Annotated in this window: 18 protein-coding genes; 4 read left to right on the top strand and 14 right to left on the bottom strand. The window is 58.7% G+C overall.

All coding sequences use genetic code 11. The features are described from left to right. Positions 1-107: 107 nt before the first annotated feature. From RY075_RS13355 to nasR, 6 genes are all read right to left on the bottom strand, one after another. On the bottom strand, positions 108-2,585 hold the full coding sequence (locus RY075_RS13355) for a nitrate reductase (protein ID WP_063855740.1): 2,478 nt from the start codon (positions 2,583-2,585) through the stop codon (positions 108-110). Further along, positions 2,582-6,568 (bottom strand): nitrite reductase large subunit NirB, encoded by a 3,987-nt coding sequence (gene nirB, locus RY075_RS13360; protein WP_109948713.1) that lies wholly within the window; start codon positions 6,566-6,568, stop codon positions 2,582-2,584. Before nirB ends, RY075_RS13355 begins: the two co-directional genes overlap by 4 nt. A 12-nt stretch (positions 6,569-6,580) precedes the next feature. Beyond that, positions 6,581-7,369, bottom strand: coding sequence for an ABC transporter ATP-binding protein (locus tag RY075_RS13365; protein WP_015570359.1), 789 nt, complete (start codon positions 7,367-7,369; stop codon positions 6,581-6,583). A gap of 9 nt (positions 7,370-7,378) precedes the next feature. Continuing rightward, the gene (gene ntrB / locus RY075_RS13370) at positions 7,379-8,257 is read right to left on the bottom strand and encodes a nitrate ABC transporter permease (protein ID WP_003856687.1); all 879 of its coding nucleotides are present in this window, start codon (positions 8,255-8,257) and stop codon (positions 7,379-7,381) included. A 2-nt stretch (positions 8,258-8,259) separates the two neighbouring features. After that, on the bottom strand, positions 8,260-9,507 hold the full coding sequence (locus RY075_RS13375; protein ID WP_063944610.1) for a CmpA/NrtA family ABC transporter substrate-binding protein: 1,248 nt from the start codon (positions 9,505-9,507) through the stop codon (positions 8,260-8,262). 227 nt (positions 9,508-9,734) lie between these two features. Beyond that, on the bottom strand, positions 9,735-10,907 hold the full coding sequence (gene nasR, locus RY075_RS13380; protein ID WP_109948712.1) for a nitrate regulatory protein NasR: 1,173 nt from the start codon (positions 10,905-10,907) through the stop codon (positions 9,735-9,737). Between the two features lie 73 nt (positions 10,908-10,980). On the opposite strand from nasR, the gene RY075_RS13385 reads away from it, so the two are divergent. The 3 genes from RY075_RS13385 to RY075_RS13395 all read left to right on the top strand — a co-directional run bounded on the left by RY075_RS13385 (position 10,981) and on the right by RY075_RS13395 (position 13,659). After that, entirely contained in the window at positions 10,981-11,334 is a 354-nt protein-coding gene (locus RY075_RS13385; RefSeq protein WP_015570354.1) for a DsrE/DsrF/TusD sulfur relay family protein, read from the top strand. Positions 11,335-11,440: 106 nt separating this feature from the next. Further along, the gene (locus RY075_RS13390; protein WP_045351013.1) at positions 11,441-13,225 is read left to right on the top strand and encodes a methyl-accepting chemotaxis protein; all 1,785 of its coding nucleotides are present in this window, start codon (positions 11,441-11,443) and stop codon (positions 13,223-13,225) included. A 194-nt stretch (positions 13,226-13,419) separates the two neighbouring features. Beyond that, a complete protein-coding gene (locus RY075_RS13395) occupies positions 13,420-13,659 on the top strand; it encodes a hypothetical protein (RefSeq protein ID WP_003856678.1) in 240 nt (79 codons plus the stop codon). Positions 13,660-13,689: 30 nt separating this feature from the next. On the opposite strand, the gene RY075_RS13400 is transcribed toward RY075_RS13395, so the two are convergent. Together RY075_RS13400 and chaB are read right to left on the bottom strand one after the other, a co-directional pair. Further along, positions 13,690-14,385 carry a gamma-glutamylcyclotransferase gene (locus RY075_RS13400; RefSeq protein ID WP_017384255.1) on the bottom strand — a complete coding sequence of 232 codons (696 nt, stop codon included), beginning with the start codon at positions 14,383-14,385 and terminating at the stop codon, positions 13,690-13,692. A 176-nt stretch (positions 14,386-14,561) separates the two neighbouring features. Further along, positions 14,562-14,792, bottom strand: a complete 231-nt coding sequence (chaB, locus tag RY075_RS13405; protein WP_023314272.1) for a putative cation transport regulator ChaB — start codon at positions 14,790-14,792, stop codon at positions 14,562-14,564. Positions 14,793-15,060: 268 nt separating this feature from the next. On the opposite strand from chaB, the gene chaA reads away from it, so the two are divergent. Further along, on the top strand, positions 15,061-16,161 hold the full coding sequence (gene chaA, locus RY075_RS13410) for a sodium-potassium/proton antiporter ChaA (RefSeq protein ID WP_003856672.1): 1,101 nt from the start codon (positions 15,061-15,063) through the stop codon (positions 16,159-16,161). Between the two features lie 106 nt (positions 16,162-16,267). Here the strand turns inward: chaA and kdsA are convergent, their stop codons facing one another. The 6 genes from kdsA to hemA are packed head-to-tail and all read right to left on the bottom strand — an operon-like array spanning position 16,268 to position 21,571. Further along, positions 16,268-17,122, bottom strand: coding sequence for a 3-deoxy-8-phosphooctulonate synthase (gene kdsA / locus RY075_RS13415; protein ID WP_003856671.1), 855 nt, complete (start codon positions 17,120-17,122; stop codon positions 16,268-16,270). 36 nt (positions 17,123-17,158) lie between these two features. Beyond that, positions 17,159-17,968, bottom strand: coding sequence for an invasion regulator SirB1 (gene sirB1 / locus RY075_RS13420; RefSeq protein ID WP_003856670.1), 810 nt, complete (start codon positions 17,966-17,968; stop codon positions 17,159-17,161). A gap of 3 nt (positions 17,969-17,971) precedes the next feature. Beyond that, complete coding sequence (gene sirB2, locus RY075_RS13425; protein ID WP_003856669.1) at positions 17,972-18,364, bottom strand: invasion regulator SirB2; 393 nt, start codon at positions 18,362-18,364, stop codon at positions 17,972-17,974. Beyond that, a complete protein-coding gene (gene prmC, locus RY075_RS13430; protein ID WP_045895425.1) occupies positions 18,361-19,191 on the bottom strand; it encodes a peptide chain release factor N(5)-glutamine methyltransferase in 831 nt (276 codons plus the stop codon). Before prmC ends, sirB2 begins: the two co-directional genes overlap by 4 nt. Continuing rightward, the gene (gene prfA / locus RY075_RS13435) at positions 19,191-20,273 is read right to left on the bottom strand and encodes a peptide chain release factor 1 (RefSeq protein ID WP_003856667.1); all 1,083 of its coding nucleotides are present in this window, start codon (positions 20,271-20,273) and stop codon (positions 19,191-19,193) included. The genes prmC and prfA overlap by 1 nt, the downstream gene beginning before the upstream one ends. Before the next feature lie 41 nt (positions 20,274-20,314). Next, positions 20,315-21,571, bottom strand: a complete 1,257-nt coding sequence (gene hemA / locus RY075_RS13440) for a glutamyl-tRNA reductase (protein WP_003856666.1) — start codon at positions 21,569-21,571, stop codon at positions 20,315-20,317. Positions 21,572-21,765 lie beyond the last annotated feature (194 nt).

The following is a 21,765-nucleotide window of genomic DNA, read 5'->3' on the forward strand; positions in this document are numbered from 1 at the left end:
CAGAAATTTCAGGAATATCCTGAAAAGATTTGTCGGGTGGCGGCTTCGCCTTACCCGACCTACAAATTCGTACCGATGCGAAGCCGCCAACCGACGCCCTTGCACTATTATCCCAACAGCGCTTTCAGCTCCGGCACGCAGGAGCCGCAGTTCGTGCCGCAGCGCAGCTTCACGCCCAGCGCTGCGGCAGAATCACAGCCTCCGGCTATCGCCTTACGTATCGTATTTTCACCCACGCTGAAGCAGCTACAGATAATTCGCCCGGGATCGGCATCTTCGCCCGGCCGTTGTCCGTGCAGCAGCGCATGGCGTTCAGCGAGTTGTACGGGTGCAGCAGCAAAGGCTTCTTCAATAAACGCATGCGCCAGCGCCGGCAGCGTATGGCCCTCCCAGTAGCCCAGCATCAGCTCGCCGTGATGCCAGGCGAGCACGCTGTTGCGTTCTCCCGTCTGTGCCACCTGTAACTGCCAGCCCCGAACGCTGGCGTACGCCATGACCCACGACAGCAACGGCTGCTCCCCCGCCACCGTCAGACGTGAGGCTTTACGCCACCAGCAGACCGACGGCGGCAGCGCTGGTAGCTCGCGGGCATACAGTTCACCCTGCCAGGCGGGTAGCCAGGGCAGGATCTTCACCGCGGTTTGTTTACTCTCCGGCTGGCCGGAACCGGCATCAACCCGCCCTTCGACCAGCGCATTGACCTTCCCCTGCCGTGCAAATTGCGCGTTCCAGTGCATCGGCGCAAACAGCTCGCCCGCACGCTGCGCGGTAGAGATACGTACTCTGGCAACCATCACCCCGCGCGGGGAGCTTACCCGCGCCAGCTGGCCGTCAGTCAGCCCGGCGCGCGCCGCATCGGTTGCGTTCATCTCAACAAAAGGCTCATCGATATGCTGCATCAGGCGCGGAACATACCCCGTGCGCGTCATGGTGTGCCACTGATCGCGGATCCGCCCGGTATTCAGTATCAAGGGGTACAATTCGTCGACGCCTGCCCCATGCGAGGAAGGATCAACCGGTACAAGATTTCTTTGCGGGAAATCACCGGCATGCCACTGATAAGGCGCCAGCGCGTCCCACGCCTCTCGCGACAGCGACGCCAGTTCGCGCAGGTTTAGCGCCCGTTCGCCGTTATTTTCAAACGCCGTCAGCGCCGCATGTTCACAAAATATCTCCTGAGGGTGTTCCCAGGCGAAGGCATCGCCATAACCGAGCTGCTCTGCGATCCGGGCGATGATCCACCAGTCCGGTCTGGCCTCGCCCGGCGCAGGCAGAAAGGCACGCTGGCGGGAGATACGGCGTTCAGAATTGGTCACCGTGCCGTTTTTCTCGCCCCAGCCCAGGGCGGGAAAACGGATATGGGCAAACCGGCTGGTGTCCGTCTCCTGCATCACCTCAGATACCATGACCAGCGGGCAGGCTGCCAGAGCCTGACACACCGCGTGGCTGTCGGGAAGCGACACGGCAGGGTTGGTGCCCATGATCCACACCGCCTTCACCTCGCCGCGCGCAATGGCGTCAAACAATTCCACCGCCATCAGGCCCGGGGTCTGCGCCAGCCGTTCCGTTCCCCAGAAACGCGCCACGCGCGAAAGATCGTCCGGCTCGAAGTTCATGTGCGCCGCCAGCTGATTCGCCAGCCCGCCCACTTCCCGCCCGCCCATGGCATTTGGCTGTCCGGTCAGCGAAAACGGGCCGCAGCCAGGACGGTTGAACTTCCCGCTGGCAAGATGCACGTTAATGATGGCGTTACACTTGTCGCTGCCGGTGGAGGACTGGTTGATCCCCATGGTGTAGAGCGTGATCGCGCGTGGCGCGGTGATAAACCAGTCGTAGAAGGTGCTAATCTCGTCTGAAGGCAGATCGCAAAACGCCGCCACGCGAGGGATCGGCCACTCGCCCCGCCCCTGAATCAGATTGAGCAACCCCACAAACAGCCCGGCGTCGCTGCCGGGTCTGAGCGCGAGGTGGAGATCGGCGATATCGCAGGTGGCGGTTTTACGCGGATCGATCACGACCACTTTCATCTGCGGATTGTTGTGCTTTGCCTGCACCAGCCGCTGATACAGCACCGGATGCGTCCAGGCCGCGTTTGAGCCAACGAGTACCACCAGATCGCTGTTTTCCACGTCCTCGTAGCTGCACGGCACCACGTCTTCACCGAAGGCGCGTTTGTAGCCCACCACCGCCGATGACATGCACAGCCGCGAGTTGGTATCAATGTTCGCCGCCCCGATAAAGCCTTTCATCAGCTTGTTGGCGGCATAGTAATCCTCGGTCAACAGCTGGCCGGAGGCATAAAACGCCACCGCCTGCGGCCCCCATTCGTTGATGATGTTCCGTAGCCGCTCGCCCGCTTCGCCCAGCGCCTGCGGCCATGCCACCTCCCGGCCATCGACCACCGGGCGCAGCAGGCGTCCCTGCAACCCCGTGGTTTCCCCGAGGGCAGATCCTTTTACACACAGACGACCGAAATTCGCCGGATGAGTTTCATCCCCCCGAATGCTCACCTTTTCACCGTCTGCGCTGGCGACCACGCCGCAGCCCACCCCGCAGTAAGGGCACGTTGTCCGGGTTTCGGTCATGAGGCCTCCGCACGCATCACCAGCTCTTCATTTCCAACCCATACCTTGCCGTTTTCAATTTTTACCGGCCAGGCGCGCACCACGGGTTCGCCATTCTCCACCTGACAGCCGTCGCGCAGACGAATACGTTGCTTGTAGAGCGGCGAGATCACCACCGGTTCCCCCGCTGCATCGCCGAGGATGCCGCGTGAAAGCACGTTCGCGCGGCTACCCGGCTCCCGATCGTCGAGGGCATAAACGTTTTTGCCAAAGCGGAACAGCGCAATCGGTTTGCGCCCAAGATGCGCACCGATGCCCGCCTGCTCCGGGATCTCATCGATATTACAAATTTCCTGCCAGCGCTTGCTCTCCGCCGCGGCAGGGACATTCACCGCGGTGCGAAAAAGCGCCAGGCGGTCAGGATCGTTTAGGGTGGTTTGCCATTCGCACTGGTAGGTCTCCACCACCCGAGCCATCTCCTGCTCCAGCTCGTGGGCGATCCCCAGGCTGTCGTTGAGGATCACCTCGCGCAGATAGTCGAGGCCGCCTTCCAGGTTATCCATCCAGGTACTGGTACGTTGCAGACGATCTGCCGTGCGAATGTAGAACATCAGGAAACGGTCAACGGTGCGGATCAGCGTTTCGTCGTCCAGATCGCTGGCGAAGAGGTCCGCGTGGCGCGGCTTCATCCCGCCGTTGCCGCACAGATAGAGGTTCCAGCCTTTGTCCGTGGCAATCACCCCCACGTCTTTGCTCTGCGCCTCTGCGCACTCACGGGTACAGCCGGAGACCGCCATTTTGATTTTGTGCGGCGCGCGCAGGCCCTTGTAGCGGTGCTCCAGCCTGACCGCGAGGCCGGTGGAATCCTGCACGCCGTAGCGGCACCAGGTCGACCCGACGCAGGATTTCACCGTGCGCAGAGATTTCCCGTAGGCATGTCCGGTCTCAAACCCGGCCTCCACCAGCGCCTGCCAGATTTCCGGCAACTGTTCGAGCGTGGCGCCAAACAGGTCAATACGCTGCCCGCCGGTAATTTTGCTGTAAAGGCTATAGCGTTTCGCGATCTGGCCGATGGCGATCAGCCCGTCGGCGGTCACTTCACCCGCAGGCATCCGCGGGACGATGGAGTACGTTCCGTCCTTCTGAATATTGGCGAAAAAGCGGTCGTTGGTGTCCTGCAACGGCAGATGCGCCGGTTTCAGCAGATACTCGTTCCAGCAGGAAGCCAATACCGATCCCACCAGCGGCTTACAGATCTCGCACCCGTGCCCCTGACCGTAGCGGCTGATAAGCTGGTCGAAGGTGCGGATATGGTTGACGCGCACCAGGTGGTAAATCTCCTGACGCGAGTACGGGAAGTGTTCGCAGATATCTTTCTTCACCTCCACGCCCTGCTCCGCAAGCTGGAACTCCATCACCTGCTTCACCAGCGCGCTACAGCCTCCGCAGCCGGTCGCCGCTTTGGTGCACTGCTTAATGGCGCCGATATCCGTTGCGCCCGCGCTTACCGCCTGGCAGATATCCCCTTTGCTGACGTTATGACACGAACAGATCTGCGCGCTTTCCGGCAGCGCCGCCACGCCCAGCGCTTTCGGCGCGCTGCCTGACGATACGGGTAAGATCAGCGTTTCCGGCTCTTTTGGCAGGCTGATGCCGTTGAGCATCATCTGCACCAGCGTGGCGTATTCGCTGGCATCGCCCACCAGCACGCCACCCAGCAGGGTTTTGCTGTCGTGGCTGACCACAATTTTTTTGTAGATTTGCTGCGGCCCGTGCGTCCACTGGTAGCTCAGCGCGCCCGGCGTGCGCCCATGGGCATCGCCAAACGACGCCACATCCACGCCCAGCAACTTGAGTTTGGTACTCATATCCGCGCCGGTGAAGCGCTTCTCCTCACCCGCCAGCACAGCGGCGGCCACGCGCGCCATCTGGTAGCCCGGGGCCACCAGGCCAAAGATTTTTCCCTCCCACAGCGCGCATTCGCCGATGGCAAGCACGTCCGGATCGGAAGTCCGGCAGCCGTCGTCAATACAGATCCCGCCGCGCTCGCCGATAACCAGCCCGCTGCTGCGCGCCAGCGCGTCCTGCGGCCGAATACCAGCAGAGAAGACCACCATGTCCGTTTCCAGCTGTTCACCATCGGCAAAGCGCAGCACCAGCCCGTCGTCTGCGGTGGCAATCTCCGTCGTCGATTTACTGGTGTGTACCCCTACGCCCAGCGCCTCAATTTTCTTACGCAGCATTGCCGCGCCGTCGCTGTCGAGCTGCACCGCCATCAGGTTAGGCGCAAACTCCACCACGTGGGTTTCCAGCCCGAGCTGCTTAAGCGCATTCGCCGCCTCCAGCCCCAGCAGGCCGCCGCCAATCACCACACCGCGGCGAGAGCCTGCCGCATGGGCCGCAATGTTGTCCAGATCGTCGAGGGTGCGGTAGACAAAACAACCCGGCAGATCGTTGCCCGGAACGGGTGGTACGAACGGGTACGAGCCGGTCGCCAGCACCAGCTTGTCCCAGTGAGTCTCATGGCCACTGGCGGTACGCACTACGTGTGCATCACGATCGATAGCAACGATCTGCTGGGAGAGGCGCAGCTCAATGCCGTTATCGGCAAAGAACTCCCCCGCCACCAGCGAGAGCGAGTCCGCGCTGCGTCCGCCAAAATATTCCGACAGATGCACGCGGTCATAGGCGGCATAGCGCTCTTCGCCAAAAACAATAATCTGATACTGCTGATGCAAATTGCGGTTAACGCAGTCTTCGAGGAAATGATGGCCGACCATACCGTGCCCAACCACCACCAGAGTAGGTTTTGTCATAGCGTTCTGTCCTGCAACCTGCGGTTGCGTTGTGAAACGATCGAACAGCCAGTCCGCGTGGGCGGGCGCAGCCGTTGCCAGTAAATCGGTAAAGGTTGCCGCGCTGCGGCAGTCACCCAGCAGCAGCACGCCAGCCAGCGCCCCCTGATGGATCAGTAAACGTCGATAGTGACGGGTCAGCGGATCCCATGAACTCCAGACCACATCGTCCGCCTGCGCCGTCGCGCGCCCGAGGCTGAACAGATCCACGCCGGTCACCTTAAGGCGCACACCGTTGTCGGTCAGGGTAAACGGCGCGGTGACCTCCCCGGCCAGCCGCGCGGCAAGAATATCCGCCTGCGCCAGACAGGGGGCCACCAGGCCAAACGTCTGGCCGTCAATTTCGCAGCACTCGCCGATGGCGTAGATACCCGGCACGGAGGTTTGCATCTCCTGATCCACCACGATGCCGCGCGCGCAGCGAATGCCGCTGGCATTCGCCAGCGCAACGTTGGGCTGCACGCCGGTTGCCAGCACCACGCGCGTGGCGGCAATGCGGCGTCCGTCGAGCAACGTCACGGCATCGTCAGCGATGGCGGTGATGCCGGAGGCGAGTTCACAGCTAACGCCCCGCGCCGCCAGCGCCTCTTCCAGCAACAGTCCCGCCTGCTGATCCAGCTGCTGTTCCATCAGCCACGGACCGCGATGCACGAGCGTGACGTTGTCACCCTTGCGCGCCAGCGCTGCCGCTGCCTCCACACCGAGTACTCCGCCGCCCAGCACTACCGCCGGCCCGGAGATATTCTGGATGGCGCGGGTTTCTGCCAGGGTGCGAAAGGTGAACACATGCGGCGCATCGCCGCCGGGGATCGGCGGCACAACAGGGGTAGAACCGGTAGCAAACACCAGCGCATCCCAGCCCAGCGTGCGAGCAGAGGTATGCACTTCACGCGCGTTGACGTCTACTGCGAGCGCCGTTTCTCCTCGCAGCACCGTCACGCCTCGTGCCGTGTACCAGTCTTCATCGTGCAGACAGATGTGCTCCGCCTGCTTTTCGCCACCCAGCACTGGCGAAAGCTGGATGCGGTTGTATGCCTGCTCCGGCTCGTCACCGATGACGGTGACAGCGAAACGACCGGGAACACGCCCGGTGAGCGACGCAATCAGCCGGGTTGCCGCCATACCATTACCGATAATGACCAGTCGCATCGTGCCCCCTCATTACGCCGCTTTCGGCTGTTTTTCGTAGAGGAAATGGAGGATCTGCTGGCGCATGTGGTGATAGCGGCTGTCGTCCGCCAGCTGCACCCGGTTGCGCGGGCGCGGCAGATCGACGCGCAGGATCTCACCCACGGTGGCCGCCGGGCCGTTGGTCATCATCAGTACGCGGTCAGAGAGTAGTACCGCCTCGTCCACGTCGTGGGTGATGAGCACGATGGTGGTGTTCAGCGCCTGCTGGATCTGCATCACCGAGTCCTGAAGATGGGCGCGCGTCAGCGCATCCAGCGCGCCGAAGGGTTCATCCATCAGCAGGACTTTCGGCTTCATCGCCAGCGCGCGGGCAATCCCGACGCGCTGCTTCATACCGCCGGAGATCTCCCCGGGGCGCTTATGCAGCGCGTGGCCCATCTGCACCCGGTCGAGATTGTGCTCAATCCACGCTTTGCGCTCGGCCTTACTCATGGTGTGACGGAAGACCTGATCCACCGCCAGCGCCACGTTGTCGAAGCAGGTCAGCCACGGCAGCAGCGAATGATTCTGAAACACCACCGCGCGCTCTGGCCCCGGCCCGGCGATTTCGCGGTTGTCGCAAATCAGCCCGCCTTCCGTTGGCAGCGTGATCCCGGCGATCAGGTTTAACAGCGTCGACTTGCCGCAGCCGGAGTGACCAATCAGACTGACGGTTTCGCCCTCGTGGATATCAAAAGAGACGTTTTGCAGCGCCAGAAACTCGCCGCTGGCGGTGGAAAAACGCTGGCTCACGGCCTGGACCTGAATTAACGGTTTCATCTTCACTCCTTATTTTTCCTGCCAGCTAAAGCGACGGGCGATCAGCATCAGCCCCTGCTCCAGCAGCAACCCGACCACGCCAATGATGACGATGGCGATGAGAATGTTTTCGACGTTGAGGTTGTTCCACTCATTCCAGATCCAGAAGCCAATGCCTAAACCTCCGGTGAGCATCTCGGCGGCGACAATCACCAGCCAGGCAATGCCAATGGAAAGACGTACCCCGGTCAGCACCGCAGGCAGCACGGCCGGGAAAAGAATGCGGCGCATGATGGTCCACTCTGAGAGTTGCAGCACCCGGGCCACGTTGAGGTAGTCCTGCGGAATACAGCGCACCCCTTCGGCGGTGTTAATGACCATCGGCCAGATGGAGCAGATAAAAATAGTCCAGCTCGATGCAGGCTCCGCTTTCTGGAACAGCAGCAGGCCGATAGGCAGCCAGGCCAGCGGGCTGACCGGACGCAGTAGCGCGATCAGCGGGTTGAACATGCGGGAGAAAAAGGTGAAGCGGCCAATCAAAAAGCCCAGCGGAATGCCCGCCAGCGCCGCCAGACCGAAGCCGATGGCGACGCGCTGCAACGACGCCAGCACGTTCCAGCCAATGCCCATATCGTTTGGCCCGTCGCGATAAAACGGATCGGCAAACAGGGTCATGGCCGAATCGAGCGTGCTGAGCGGCGTCGGAAAGCCTTTACTGTTTATCGCCGCCAGCTGCCAGAGCACCACCAGCAGGCCGAGACCGAGCAGCGCCGGGATGACGCGCTGTAAAAAATCATTCATCCGACGCGTAAACGCGGGCGCACGACGGCGAACCTGTAACGGAGGCAGGACTATCACTTCCCCGCTCTCTGACGTCTCTTGTGGTTTTGTATTTTGCAGATGCTGCATACTCAGGCCCCTTTACGGTGAATGGCGAAGCGGTTGGCGTACCCTTCCGGATCGGTGCCGTTCCAGACGGTGCCGTCCATCAGGGTGCTGCTGCGATACGGTGATGACGGTGTGGACATGCCGCCCACGGCGGTCGCGGCATCCTGCCAGACCGCGGTCTGGTTAATGCGCTGTGCAATGCCCGCGTAATCCGGCGCGGCGTTGAGCAAGCCCCAGCGGCGGAACTGGGTTAAGAACCACATGCCGTCGGAGAGATACGGGTAGCTCACGGCACCCTCGTTGAAGAAACGGATCGGGTGCGCATCCTGCCAGCGCTGACCGACCCCGTTGTCGTACTCGCCGAGCATGCGTCCGGTGAGATACTGTTCCTTGCAGTTGAGCCAGGCGCGGCGCGAGAGGATCTGCGCGGTTTCGCGTTTGTTTTCCGCTGACGCCTCGATCCAGCGCGCGGCTTCCATCACGGCGCTCACCAGCGCCCGTGCGGTGTGCGGATTTTTCGCCACCCAGTCGCGTCGGGTGCCGAGGATCTTTTCCGGGTGATCGGCCCAGATGGACTGCGACGTAGCGGCGGTAAACCCGATGCGGTCGTTAATCGCCCGCGCGTTCCACGGCTCGCCAACGCAAAACCCGACCATGTTGCCAATGCGCATGTTCATCACCATCTGCGGCGGCGGCACCACCACGGTGCGCACGTCGTCAAACGGGTTAATCCCCGCGCTGGCCAGCCAGTAGTAGAGCCACATGGCGTGCGTTCCCGTCGGGAAGGTATGCGCGAAGGTGTAGATTCCCGGTGCCTGCTGCGCAATCAGCTTTTTCAGCCCGTCGAGGTCACGAACGCCCTTCTCCGTCAGATCGCTGGAGAGCGTAATGGCCTGACCGTTCTGGTTGAGGGTCATCAGGTTCGCCATCTGCTGCGGCTTGCCCGCAATACCCAGTTCCAGACCGTAAAGCAGGCCGTAAAGAATGTGTGCGGCGTCCAGTTCACCCGCCACCAGCTTGTCGCGCACCGCCGCCCAGCTCGCCTCTTTGGTCGGTACAATGGTAATGCCGTGTTTTTTATCGAACCCTTTCAGGGCCGCGATAACCACGGGCGCGCAGTCGGTCAGGGGGATAAACCCGATACGCACGGTATCCTGCTCAGGCTTATCTGACCCCGCCGCCCATGCGGCCTGCATGACACCCGGCAACAGCATCGCACCACTCGCCAGCATGCTGGCCTGCAATAATCGCCGTCTCGACAAATCCGCCATAATTGCTCCTGAAAAAAGGCAAAAAAAAGCGCCCGACGGTGCTGAAGCACCGCTGGACGCCTTTATCCTGAAGACGCATGCACCGCCGTTGGCGCATCGTCGAAAATGGTTAATCTGTTAATGCAAAGGTAATGCCAGCTTTTCATCCCCGGCGTTACGGGGTTTCTGCAAGGAGAGCGCTGTTTTACGCACCTCAATCAGGCATGAATTGCCCACTGACTGTGCAACTACTCCCCAGGGGGTATCTTCCACAAATTTTTCACCGTAAGCAGCGCACGGGCGATATCCACCATGCGTTGGTTTTTATCCATCGCCATTTTGCGCAGGGCGGTCCACGCCTGCTCCTCGCTCATGTTCTGGTGCGTCATCAGCACGCTTTTGGCTTTGTCGATGGTCTTACGCTCCTCCAGCGCGTCGCGCAGGGAAGCAAGCTGACGGGAGAGTTGCTCAATTTCACGCGCCTGCTGGCGCACCAGCGGCAGCAGCGGTTTATCCGGAAATCGCGCCAGGATATCGTCGTGTTCATCGTCTGCGTGCAGGTTTTCGCTATAGCGGCGCTCCTCAACTGCCGTCATCAGATCGGCAATTGCCACCTCCTCCAGCGTGCGCAGGTGCTCAAGGCGCGCGGTTTGCAGGGCAAACCATTTGAGGGCGGTATCACCGTTATCTGCCGGAGGCTGGCGGGTGCACGCTTCACGCCTGAGTTTTTCAGTCTCCAGACCCGGCAGGCAGTTGAGGGTAAATGACTCCTGCACGTCTGGAGTGCAATGGGAGATAAAAACCTCAAAGCAGGCCTGCTGGCCATCAATGCGATCCACCAGCCGCTGGCGGGTTTCATCGTCAAAGAATCCCTGGGTGAAACCAATAGCCCCCAGCGCCCGCTCTTGTCCCACAAGTTCTTTGCCCTGCATCAGGCTGTAAAGGGCCACAAATCGGCCCGCGATGTGCGGATCGTCAATGCTGTCGCTGAGTTGGGGTACGATACTGAGCAAATGACGCAGTATGCGGCTGTAATGTTCCATCGCCTGCGGCGCGGTGACGCATTGACCTGTAACGCCATCACGCAGCGCCGTTAGCGTCTCAAGGCCGTGCAGTGCGCTGGCAATACGTTCGCACAGGGCGCTGCCCGGCAGCGGTTCGTTAAACTGAAGGTGCAATGCGGCGAGGTTTTCATCCACCAGGGCCCTGCTGGCCTTGCATTCAGGCGCGTACAATTTGCCCTGCGAGCAGAGCCAGACATTTGACGCACCGCGCTCGCACTGTAGCATATGCACCAGTCGACTGATGCCGTTCACCAGTGCGCCCAGCTGCGCCAGTCTGCCGAGCTGTTCCTCGCGCAACATTCTCGCACGCTGGAACCATTCGGTTGCGCCAGGGGAACTGCCAGCCACTATCGTCATCGTTTCTCTCCCCGATACGTATTCTTCGGTACGAGAAGCAATATTCGTGCCTTTTCAAAGAACAGGAGTCAACATGCAGAAGATTGTGATCGTCGCCAACGGTGCGGCCTACGGCAGTGAATCCCTTTTTAACAGCCTGCGCCTGGCAATCGCGCTGCGCGATAAGGAGAGTGAGCTGGAGCTGCGCCTCTTTTTGATGTCCGACGCCGTCACGGCCGGGCTGAAGGGGCAAAAACCCGCAGAGGGCTACAACATTCAACAAATGCTGGAGATCCTGACCGCGCAAAACGTTCCGGTCAAACTGTGCAAAACCTGTACCGACGGGCGCGGCATTACCGGGCTGCCGCTGATTGATGGCGTGGAAATTGGTACGCTGGTGGAGCTGGCTGAATGGACGCTTTCCGCCGATAAAGTATTAACTTTTTAATAATAACCCGCTAAAAATATTATTTTCTTATGGACGCGGTTTCAGCATCAAGTTTACCTGCACCGTTGCCGATAGGCATGGAAACAACACAGCAGGTATTACACTTATGTTCAGATCCATTCGCGCCCGCATCATTGCCGCGACGACAGGCTGTCTGGTCGTCGCCCTTCTTCTTAATACCATTATTAACTTTCAGGTCACGCGCCAGGATAATCAGCAGTCGCAGCGCGATATTCTGACCAGCACCAGCGCCAGCCACAACATGGCGATTGCCGACTGGGTGAACAGCAAAATAACCGTCATCACTTCGGCGCAGTCGGTCGCGCTCAGCGACGATCCGGTTCCGGTGTTTAAACAGCTTGCACTGGCGGGTGGATTTACCAACGTCTACGTGGGTTATGCCAGCAAAACGGCTAAATTTTCTGACCCAACCGGGGTGCCCGCTGATTACGATCCCACCCTTCGCCCGTGGTATCAGCAGGTCGTCAGCGCTGATGGCCCGGTAGTGACTGCACCCTATGTGGATGCGGGCACCGGGAAACTGGTGGTGACGTTCGCGGTACCCGTTAAAGAGCAAGGCGCCCTGAAAGCGGTGGTGGCGGGCGATGTGGCAATGGACAGCGTGGTGGCTAACGTGCGCGGTATTCACCCGACTCCGGCCAGCAGTGGACTGCTTTTGGACAGCAACGGCACCGTAATTGCCGGCAGCGATCCTGCGCTGACGCTTAAGCCGTTTACTGAAACGATCAAAGGGACCGATTTTGCCACTCTGAAAAGCGGCAACCTGGTTGACGGAACGTCAAACGGACGCGAAAAAACGTTCCTGGCCACCGCCGTGCCGGGGACGCACTGGCTGCTGGTTGTGGCGCTTGATAACGGCGATGCCACCGCCGGGATGCGCTCATTGCTTAAAGCATCTGCACTGTCGCTGGCAATCCTCGCCCTGCTGAGCGGAGCCCTCATGCACCTCCTGATTGCCCGCCTGCTTAAGCGGCTGTTCGGTATCCGTGACGCGATGAACAACATTGCCAACGGTACTAACGATCTGTCGCAGCGTCTGCCGGATAAGGGGGGCGATGAAGTGGCGCAAATCGCGCAGGCGTTTAACGCCTTCAGCGATAAGCTTTCTGTGGTGATGGTCCAGCTGCGTGATGCGAGCGCCTCAGTGAAAAACGCCGCGCATGAGATTGCGGCGGGTAATCAGGATCTTTCCGGGCGTACCGAGCAGGCGGCATCAAGCCTTCGCGAAACCGCCAGCGCCGTGGAAGAGATCACGGCCTCCGTTACGCAGTCAAACGAGTCGGCAGCAGAAGCGAACGAACAGGCGAGCAAGGCCTCTGCCGCCGCATCCCGCGGCGGCGACGTCGTCGCTCAGGCCATCAGCACCATGCAGTCCATCGAACTGGCTTCCGCGAAAATCGGCGATATCACCAGCGTCATTGACGGCATCGCCTTCCAGACCAATATCCTGGCGCTTAACGCCTCGGTGGAAGCGGCGCGTGCCGGGGAACAAGGCCGTGGGTTCGCGGTCGTTGCGGGGGAAGTACGTAACCTGGCCAGCCGCAGCGCTCAGGCGGCGAAAGAGATCAAATCCCTTATTGATTCCACCACCGAAAGCGTAGCAACCGGCTCCCGGTTTGTGCACCTTGCGGGCGACAGCATGGATGAGATCCGCGCCAGCGTCGGGAGCGTGTCTGGCATTATGCGTGAAATATCTATTGCCACCCGCGAGCAGATGAAAGGGATCCATGAGATTAACCACGCGGTGACTCACCTGGATCGCATGGTGCAGCAGAACGCCGAGCTTGTTGTACAGTCTGCTGCGGCGGCCAGCGCGCTGCAAAGCCAGGCGGGCGACCTTGCTGAGACCGCTGGCCATTTCCGCATATAATTTTTCCCGGGCGCGCGTTAAACAGGGAAAAAGTGCGTCCGCTGAAAGGTTTCAGGGATTTTGTCATTTTTGTTTAATCGTTGCGCCATTTTTTGATCGAAATCAGCATCCCACCCCTGCCCCTTTGGTGTTATGCAATGAGTGAATTGTGAACAACATCACGCTCGGGATGGGCAAAAACGACGGGGTATAAAATGGCACGAGTGAAAACAAGTCTGAAACTGTTTGGCGGGGATACGGTAGTGGTGCGTTGCTCAGAGCGTTGCCGCATCCATCTGATAAGTTCGAAAGGACAGAAACAATCGCAGGCAGATATCCTTACCGTCCAGGACGATAAGGCCTGGCTGACGGTGCCTTACACCGGCACCTGGGATGTGCTGATCGACAGCCACAGCCAGTCGCTCGAACATTCCGTAAGTTACGTGGCGGCATAACCATAAACGCCCGGCCAGCCGGGCGTATTATCAGGCAAAACCTGGCCGCAGCGTATTGCTGAGCGGGTTCCCTTCCAGCAGCGCTTTCACCTTCACCACCAGCTCACTCAGACAGTCGTCCTGCATACCGAGACGCGTCAGCTCCTGATCGAGCGAGAAAAGGTACTGGGCGTTAGTACCCAGCGGTCCACTGGCGGCGGCAATCAGCGGGGCAATCACCTGGGTTCGGGTGTCGGCTTCATACAGCGGGTGGCGCGGATCCATAATGAACACCAGCGCGTTGACGGTGCGGCCGTCATCCAGTTCCAGCTTGCACCAGCTGGGCATATAGCAGCCGGTGATCATCTCGCGCTTCCACAGCAGCGTCAGCTCATCTTCCAGCGTGGTATCCGGCAGCCGGTATGCCACGCCCGTGGTGCGCCCGCCCTCTTTTAGTGCAAGCATGCGTCCTGGCTGACACGCGCTGCCGCGTCCGGCGGTCAGGCGCAAACAGAAGGCGCGGTGCCAGCCAGGCAGCGTTCCGGTTGCCGATTCAACAAATTCGAGCGCCGGGTTCCACATCAGCGAGCCGTAACCAAAAATCCAGACCGGGCCATCATCCGGGCGGCAGGCAAGCGTTGCCGCAAGCGACGCCGCACGTTGTTCAGCCGACCACAGAAGCGATTCCTCAATAGCACCAAATGCCGTCTTACAATCTGCCTTCATCAAGAAATCACGCGTTAACACATTCCACCTCCGCCACTGCATGCTTCCTTGCGACATCTGTAATTCGCCTTCCTGGCATTCTGTGCTGTTCATTTTAACAGCAGTTGAGCAACGATAAGCAATTCGCGGGCCAGATGCAATACAGCGGCAGGTCAACCGCCTGAAATGTCAAAAGGGAGGCAGCGTATTATTCGCGGCTATTTCTTTTTGTGCCATTTATCATCGTCCCCTTTCTCATAGTCATTTTTTACGGCGGCCCAGGCCACCTTATGGGCCGTCTCTTCGCGGCTGGCATCGTCCCGGCGATCTTTTTTATCTTTGTACTGATCCCAGGCGCTGTTAAAGGCTTCTTTGTAGATATCCTGGGCGTGGGCAGGCAATACGTTTTGCACGTTATCTGGTAATTCGCTTTTCGATTTGTATGGCATCGTTAACCTCTCTTTTGGCTAAAAGATAAGTGTGGACGACGATACGCGAGGGTGCCAGCCAACAGAAAGAAATGAACAATATAAAAATGCAAGTCATTGTTATTAAATTAATATTTAACAGAGATAGGCCATTATAAGCCTCAGGCATAAAAATTATAATAAAGGGTAAAACTAAGTAAAAAATACAGGGTATTTAACAGATTTCTGTTAGTTTAATACCTTTAAAATCTATCTATAATTACAAGCACCTGCATTGTTGGAGAAACACATGACAGCAACACACGAGGCGGTGAAAACCCGCCACAAGGAGACCTCTCTCATTTTCCCGGTTCTGGCACTGGCTGTGCTGCTCTTCTGGGGAAGCAGTCAGTCATTGCCAGTGGTTGTGGGGATCAATATTCTGGCTCTGGTGGGTATTTTAACCAGTGCATTTAGCGTGGTACGCCATGCGGATGTTTTAGCCCACCGTCTTGGAGAGCCGTATGGGTCATTAATTTTAAGCCTTTCGGTTGTGATTCTTGAAGTCAGTCTCATTTCCGCATTAATGGCCACCGGCGACGCCGCGCCAACGCTAATGCGCGATACGCTCTATTCCATCATTATGATTGTTACCGGCGGCCTGGTCGGTTTTTCACTTTTATTAGGTGGTCGCAAATTTGCCACCCAGTACATGAACCTTTTTGGCATTAAACAGTACCTGATTGCCCTGTTCCCGCTGGCGATTATTGTGCTGGTATTCCCGATGGCGCTGCCGGGTGCAAATTTCACCACCGGCCAGGCGCTGCTGGTGGCGCTGATTTCCGCGGCGATGTACGGCGTGTTCCTGCTGATCCAGACCAAAACGCACCAGAGCCTGTTTGTTTACGAGCATGAAGACGACGGTGACGACGATGACCCGCATCACGGTAAGCCGTCGGCTCACAGCAGCGCGTGGCACACGGTTTGGCTGATCGTGCATCTGATTGCCGTTATTGCGGTCACCAAGATGAATGCGAACCCGCTGGAGGCGCTGTTAACTGAACTGAACGCGCCGGTCGCCTTTACCGGTTTCCTGGTGGCCCTGTTGATCCTGTCGCCAGAAGGCCTGGGAGCGCTGAAAGCGGTGCTCAATAATCAGGTGCAGCGGGCGATGAATCTGTTCTTTGGCTCTGTTCTGGCGACCATCTCCCTTACCGTTCCGGTGGTGACGTTGATTGCCTTTATGACGGGAAATGAATTGCAGTTTGCGCTGGGTGCGCCAGAGATGATTGTGATGGTGGCATCCTTGCTGCTGTGCCAGATTTCCTTCTCCACCGGCCGCACCAATGTGCTGAACGGCGCGGCGCATATGGCGCTGTTTATTGCGTATCTGATGACAATATTTGCGTAATTTTTTTGCGGGGTGGCGCTGCGCTTACCCGGCCTACAAAACCCGTAGGCCCGCGCAAGCGTAGCGCCGCCGGGCAAAGAAAAACCCGCCGAAGCGGGTTTTTTTATTAGTTGCTGGTATCCAGCTCGTCGAAGCTCTTCACCAGATCGTCAATCGCTTTGATCTGTTTCAGGAACGGCTCCAGCTTATCCAGCGGCAGCGCGGATGGACCGTCGCATTTCGCGTTAGCCGGATCCGGGTGCGCTTCAATGAACAGACCCGCCAGGCCAGTTGCCATACCGGCGCGCGCCAGTTCGGTCACCTGCGCACGACGCCCGCCAGACGCGGCGCCAAACGGGTCGCGGCATTGCAGGGAGTGGGTCACGTCGAAAATCACCGGGGACTGGTTAGAGACGTTCTTCATCACGCTGAAGCCCAGCATATCCACAACCAGGTTGTCATAACCGAAGTTTGAACCACGGTCGCAGAGGATCACCTGGTCGTTACCGCCTTCGATAAACTTGTCGACGATGTTACCCATCTGGCCAGGGCTCACGAACTGCGGTTTTTTTACGTTAATCACGGCACCGGTTTTCGCCATCGCTTCTACCAGGTCAGTCTGGCGAGCGAGGAACGCCGGAAGCTGAATCACGTCTACCACATCAGCCACGGGTTGTGCCTGAGACGCCTCGTGCACGTCGGTGATCACTTTCACGCCAAACGTCTGTTTCAGCTCCTGGAAAATCTTCATCCCCTCTTCCAGGCCCGGGCCACGGTAGGAGTGAATGGAGGAGCGGTTGGCTTTGTCAAAAGAGGCTTTAAACACGTACGGGATGCCCAGCTTTTGGGTCACGGTCACGTAGTGTTCGCAGATGCGCATAGCGAGATCGCGGGATTCCAGCACGTTCATACCGCCAAACAGCACGAACGGCAGGTCGTTTGCCACGTTGATATCACCAATGCTAACCACTTTTTGTTTCATAGGATCGCCTTATTCAGGTGTGAATCGGAATTAAGATTAATGCAGTGTAATGTGTTTATGCGCGATCGCGTTGATCTGCGCGCGGATCATCTCGCTGATCGGGTCTTCCGGACATTGCTCGACGAAATAATTTAAATCATTCAGCGCCACGTGCTCGCAGTCGAGCTGCGCATAAATCAGGCCGCGGTCGCGGATTTCGTACGGATCTTCCGGATTGAACTGCAACAGCACTTCGCTTGCGCGCAGGGCCAGCTCCATCTGACGCTCTTCCATCAGCGCAGACTTCAGCGTATCCAGGAGCTTGCGGATCACTTCGGCGTTATCGGCTTCATCGAGATCTTCATTGAACAGCTCAGCTATCGGGCTGATGTTGCCTTTCAGCCAGACATCCAGCGTATGCTCATCCAGCGTGTCGCCGTTAAACGGATTGATTAACCACATCTCACCGTCCAGCCACTCCGCCCGCAAAATCATCTGCGTCGGGAAAATGACCGGCACCAGTGGAATCTCCAGCTCGTGCGCAACCCACAGTAAAATGGCGCCCAACGCGACGGCGCTGCCCTGACGATTTTTCAACACCTGGTCCAGCCACAGTGCGTCAGACAGGCGGTACACGCCTCGCGTGTCGCAGAAACCCCATTCGCCGTAGAAAAGCTCAATCAGCTTCTCTAATTGCCAGTCCTGCGGACGTGCCTGATTGATCTCTTCGCGCGCCAGGCTGACCAGATTCTCCAGTTCAGCGTAAACGTACTGTGACGTAAAATCGTCGCGGATCATCTCTGAAATCAGGATCATACCATCGCAGAGCGGCACTTTGTTAAATTCGAAATCGGCTAAGGACCTCATGACTTACCCCAGTAACGGTATTCTTGTGGTGGCGAGTTTAATGATGATGTACAGCACCACCAGACCCAGCAAAAAGGCGATAAACCCTGTCTGCTGGCTGCGCGGACGATGACGCCCAAGCGCGATAAAACCCAAAACGATGTAGATGATAACGCCAAACAGCTTTTCAGTCAGCCATGCGCCTTTATCAGTAAATGGCAGATAGCCGGTCTTCCACATTAACCCGGCTCCGGAAAGGAACAGCACCGTGTCGATACAGTGTGGGGCGATGCGTACCCAGCGGGCGTTAATCAGCGGATTGTTGTTGTAGCGCCACCAGTAGCGGGCAATAAAAAAGCCAATGGTCAGGGCAACGGAAACCAGGTGAACGGAGATCAGCAGCGTAAACAGGCTCATGACCGCTGCCCCAGCGTCAGACGTTCATTGCCGCCGTAATCCCGGCAGGTTTCCACGGCAGCGTATCCGGCATGCGTAAACAGCGCTCGCACCGCCTCTCCCTGCGTCCAGCCATGTTCCACCAGCAGCCAGCCACCGGGAAGCAAATGTTGCCGTGACGTTGTCACAATGTGATCGAGATCCGCAAGTCCCTGATTCGCAGCGACCAGCGCGGTCAAGGGTTCAAAACGCACGTCCCCCTGCGCGAGATGCGGATCGTCTTCGTCGATGTAGGGCGGATTGCTGACAACCATTTCAAACATGCGGCTTTCAAGCGCGGCAAACCAGCTGCTTTGCAGAACGGAAACATTGTTCAGCCCCAGCCGTTCAACGTTGCGCCGCGCGAGGGCGACCGCATCAGGCATCACGTCTACCGCCGTCACGGTGCAGTCTGGCCGCTCGCTGGCAAGCGCCAGCGCAATCGCCCCGGTGCCGGTGCCGAGATCGAGGATCTGACACGGCTGCGCTGGTAACCGCGCCAGCGCCTGCTCCACCAGACACTCGGTGTCCGGGCGCGGGATCAGCGTGGCCGCTGAGACGTACAGTGGAAGGGACCAGAACTCGCGCTCGCCAACCAGATGCGCCACCGGCTCGCCGGTTTTACGGCGGGCAAGCAGCGTCTCCAGCTGCGATTGCTGTTCAGCGGTCAGCGCGGTTTCGCCGAAAGCCAGCAGATACGTGCGGGCTTTACCCGTCACATGCTCAAGCAGAATTTCGGCGTCACGCTTCGGGCTTTCACTTGTGGAAAGCTCACTGGCGGCATGGCGTAACCAGCGCTGAAAATCCATTAATCCTGCTCGGACAGTGCCGCCAGCTGGTCGGCCTGGTATTCCTGCACGATAGGCTCAATCAGCATATCGAGCTTGCCTTCCATCGCCTCATCCAGACGGTAGAGCGTCAGGTTGATGCGATGGTCGGTTACGCGACCCTGCGGGAAGTTATAGGTACGGTTACGGTCGCTACGATCGCCGCTGCCCAGCAGGTTACGGCGGGTAGAGGCTTCCGCCTGCTGGCGTTTCGCCATTTCCGCCGCGTGGATACGGGCGCCCAGCACGGATAACGCTTTAGCTTTGTTCTTGTGCTGGGAACGTTCATCCTGACACTCAACCACAATCCCGGTGGGCAGGTGAGTAATACGGATAGCGGAGTCGGTGGTGTTAACGTGCTGACCACCTGCCCCTGAAGAGCGGAAGGTGTCGATGCGCAGATCCGCCGGGTTGATATCCGGCAGTTCCGCTTCCGGCAGCTCCGGCATCACCGCCACCGTACAGGCCGAGGTATGAATGCGCCCCTGCGATTCTGTCGCAGGCACGCGCTGCACGCGGTGACCGCCGGATTCAAATTTCAGTCGACCGTACACGCCGTCACCGCTGATCTTGGCGATAACCTCTTTGTAGCCGCCATGCTCGCCTTCGTTGGCGCTCATGATCTCCACGCGCCAGCGACGGGATTCGGCATAACGGCTGTACATACGGAACAGATCCCCGGCAAACAGCGCCGCTTCGTCGCCGCCGGTACCGGCGCGGACTTCCACAAAGGCGTTACGCTCATCGTCCGGATCTTTCGGCAGCAGAAGCACCTGAAGCTGCTGCTCCATCTCTTCTGAACGCGCTTTCGCATCCTGTAACTCTTCCTGCGCCATCTCGCGCATCTCAGGATCGTCGAGCATCATCTGCGCGGTTTCGATATCTTCCTGGACCTGTCGCCAGTCGGTAAAGCATTTTGAAACATCACTTAACTGCGCGTATTCACGCGACAGCGCGCGAAAACGTTCCTGGTCGGCAATGGTCCCGGCATCGCCGAGCAGCGCCTGGACTTCTTCATGGCGCTCGTGCAGAGCTTCCAGTTTAGCGACGATAGAAGGCTTCATAGGCGTAAATGCACCTTGTCTTAGAAAATGGGTATAGGGCGCTATTCCAGCCCGAGGCTGTTGCGCAGAATTGTCAGGCGTTCATCGTCCCCGTCACGGGCAGCCTGCTGAAGAGATTTGGTTGGGGCATGGATCAGGCGGTTGGTCAGTTTCCAGGCCAGATCCTGCATAATCGCCTGCGCGTCGCCGCCCTGTTCAAGGGCCGCTAACGCTTTGGCCGTCAGGTCATCACGCACCTGCTCCGCCTGACCGCGGTATTCGCGGATGGTCTCGCTGACGCTTTGCGCGCGCAGCCAGGCCATAAATTCGCTGGTTTCCTGCTCAACGATAGTTTCCGCCTGCACAGCCGCCGCCTTACGCTGGGCAAGGTTGTGCGAAATGATGCTTTGCAGGTCATCCACGCTGTACAGGTAGGCGTTCGCCAGTTTGCCCACTTCCGGTTCGACATCACGCGGAACGGCGATATCCACCAGCAGCATCGGCTGATTGCGGCGGGATTTCAGCGCACGCTCGACCATCCCTTTCCCGATAATCGGCAGCGGGCTGGCGGTAGAGCTGATAATAATGTCCGCCTCTTTCAGACGTTCATCGATGTCGCTCAACGCAATCACCTCAGCGCCCACTTCATCTGCCAGCACCTGTGCACGTTCGCGGGTGCGGTTGGCGATGATCATTTTCTTCACCTTGTGTTCGCGAAGATGGCGCGCCACCAGCTCGATGGTTTCGCCCGCCCCCACCAGCAGTACGGTGACGGTCGACAGCGATTCGAAGATTTGACGGGCAAGGGTACAGGCCGCGAAAGCAACCGAAACCGCACTGGCGCCAATGTCGGTTTCGGTTCGCACACGCTTCGCCACGGAGAATGACTTCTGGAACATTCGTTCAAGTTCGCTGGCTTTCAGATGCCCTTTCTGGGAATCCGCGAAGGCTTTTTTCACCTGGCCGAGGATCTGCGGCTCGCCCAGCACCAGCGAATCCAGACCGCTGGCCACGCGCATCAGATGGCTGACCGCATCGTTATCCTGATGCCAGTACAGGCTGTTGCGCAGCTCTTCTTCGTTGAGGTTGTGGTAGTCACATAGCCAGCGGATCAGCGCCTCGTGAAGGTTGTCCTGCTCCTCCACGCTTAAATAGAGCTCGGTACGGTTGCACGTCGACAGCACCACGCCACCCTGCACCATCGGCTGTGCAAGCAGGCTGTCCAGCGCCAGGTCGAGCGTATCCGGCGAAAACGTAACGCGTTCTCGCAGTGAAACCGGGGCCGTTTTGTGGTTAATACCGAGTGCTAATAGGGTCATGTTGAGCGGGAGTAGTACCAGCGTTAATAAGGTTAGCAGGACGCATCATACAGGATGCGCGAGATCAATAAAAGAGACTGCCCCCTTTCGGAGTAATAGCTTACGCCACGCTTTGAGATAATTTGAACGTAGACGGTGGCACCCTTCAACGCTAGCATTAACAGTTATAACTGCAACGTATCTCAAGGATTTGT

Source organism: Enterobacter sp. JJBC (assembly GCF_036936505.1).
Lineage (GTDB): Bacteria > Pseudomonadota > Gammaproteobacteria > Enterobacterales > Enterobacteriaceae > Enterobacter > Enterobacter hormaechei_C.

What these genes read in the sequence shown, in the direction of transcription:
- chaA (WP_003856672.1), top strand. Translation starts at nt 15,061, where the DNA reads ATGACAGCAACACACGAGGCGGTGAAAACCCGCCACAAGGAGACCTCT.
- kdsA (WP_003856671.1), bottom strand. Translation starts at nt 17,122, where the DNA reads ATGAAACAAAAAGTGGTTAGCATTGGTGATATCAACGTGGCAAACGAC.
- nasR (WP_109948712.1), bottom strand. Translation starts at nt 10,907, where the DNA reads ATGACGATAGTGGCTGGCAGTTCCCCTGGCGCAACCGAATGGTTCCAG.
- chaB (WP_023314272.1), bottom strand. Translation starts at nt 14,792, where the DNA reads ATGCCATACAAATCGAAAAGCGAATTACCAGATAACGTGCAAAACGTA.
- sirB1 (WP_003856670.1), bottom strand. Translation starts at nt 17,968, where the DNA reads ATGAGGTCCTTAGCCGATTTCGAATTTAACAAAGTGCCGCTCTGCGAT.
- RY075_RS13365 (WP_015570359.1), bottom strand. Translation starts at nt 7,369, where the DNA reads ATGAAACCGTTAATTCAGGTCCAGGCCGTGAGCCAGCGTTTTTCCACC.
- prmC (WP_045895425.1), bottom strand. Translation starts at nt 19,191, where the DNA reads ATGGATTTTCAGCGCTGGTTACGCCATGCCGCCAGTGAGCTTTCCACA.
- RY075_RS13375 (WP_063944610.1), bottom strand. Translation starts at nt 9,507, where the DNA reads ATGGCGGATTTGTCGAGACGGCGATTATTGCAGGCCAGCATGCTGGCG.
- RY075_RS13385 (WP_015570354.1), top strand. Translation starts at nt 10,981, where the DNA reads ATGCAGAAGATTGTGATCGTCGCCAACGGTGCGGCCTACGGCAGTGAA.
- sirB2 (WP_003856669.1), bottom strand. Translation starts at nt 18,364, where the DNA reads ATGAGCCTGTTTACGCTGCTGATCTCCGTTCACCTGGTTTCCGTTGCC.
- nirB (WP_109948713.1), bottom strand. Translation starts at nt 6,568, where the DNA reads ATGCGACTGGTCATTATCGGTAATGGTATGGCGGCAACCCGGCTGATT.
- hemA (WP_003856666.1), bottom strand. Translation starts at nt 21,571, where the DNA reads ATGACCCTATTAGCACTCGGTATTAACCACAAAACGGCCCCGGTTTCA.
- RY075_RS13390 (WP_045351013.1), top strand. Translation starts at nt 11,441, where the DNA reads ATGTTCAGATCCATTCGCGCCCGCATCATTGCCGCGACGACAGGCTGT.
- prfA (WP_003856667.1), bottom strand. Translation starts at nt 20,273, where the DNA reads ATGAAGCCTTCTATCGTCGCTAAACTGGAAGCTCTGCACGAGCGCCAT.
- RY075_RS13395 (WP_003856678.1), top strand. Translation starts at nt 13,420, where the DNA reads ATGGCACGAGTGAAAACAAGTCTGAAACTGTTTGGCGGGGATACGGTA.
- ntrB (WP_003856687.1), bottom strand. Translation starts at nt 8,257, where the DNA reads ATGCAGCATCTGCAAAATACAAAACCACAAGAGACGTCAGAGAGCGGG.
- RY075_RS13355 (WP_063855740.1), bottom strand. Translation starts at nt 2,585, where the DNA reads ATGACCGAAACCCGGACAACGTGCCCTTACTGCGGGGTGGGCTGCGGC.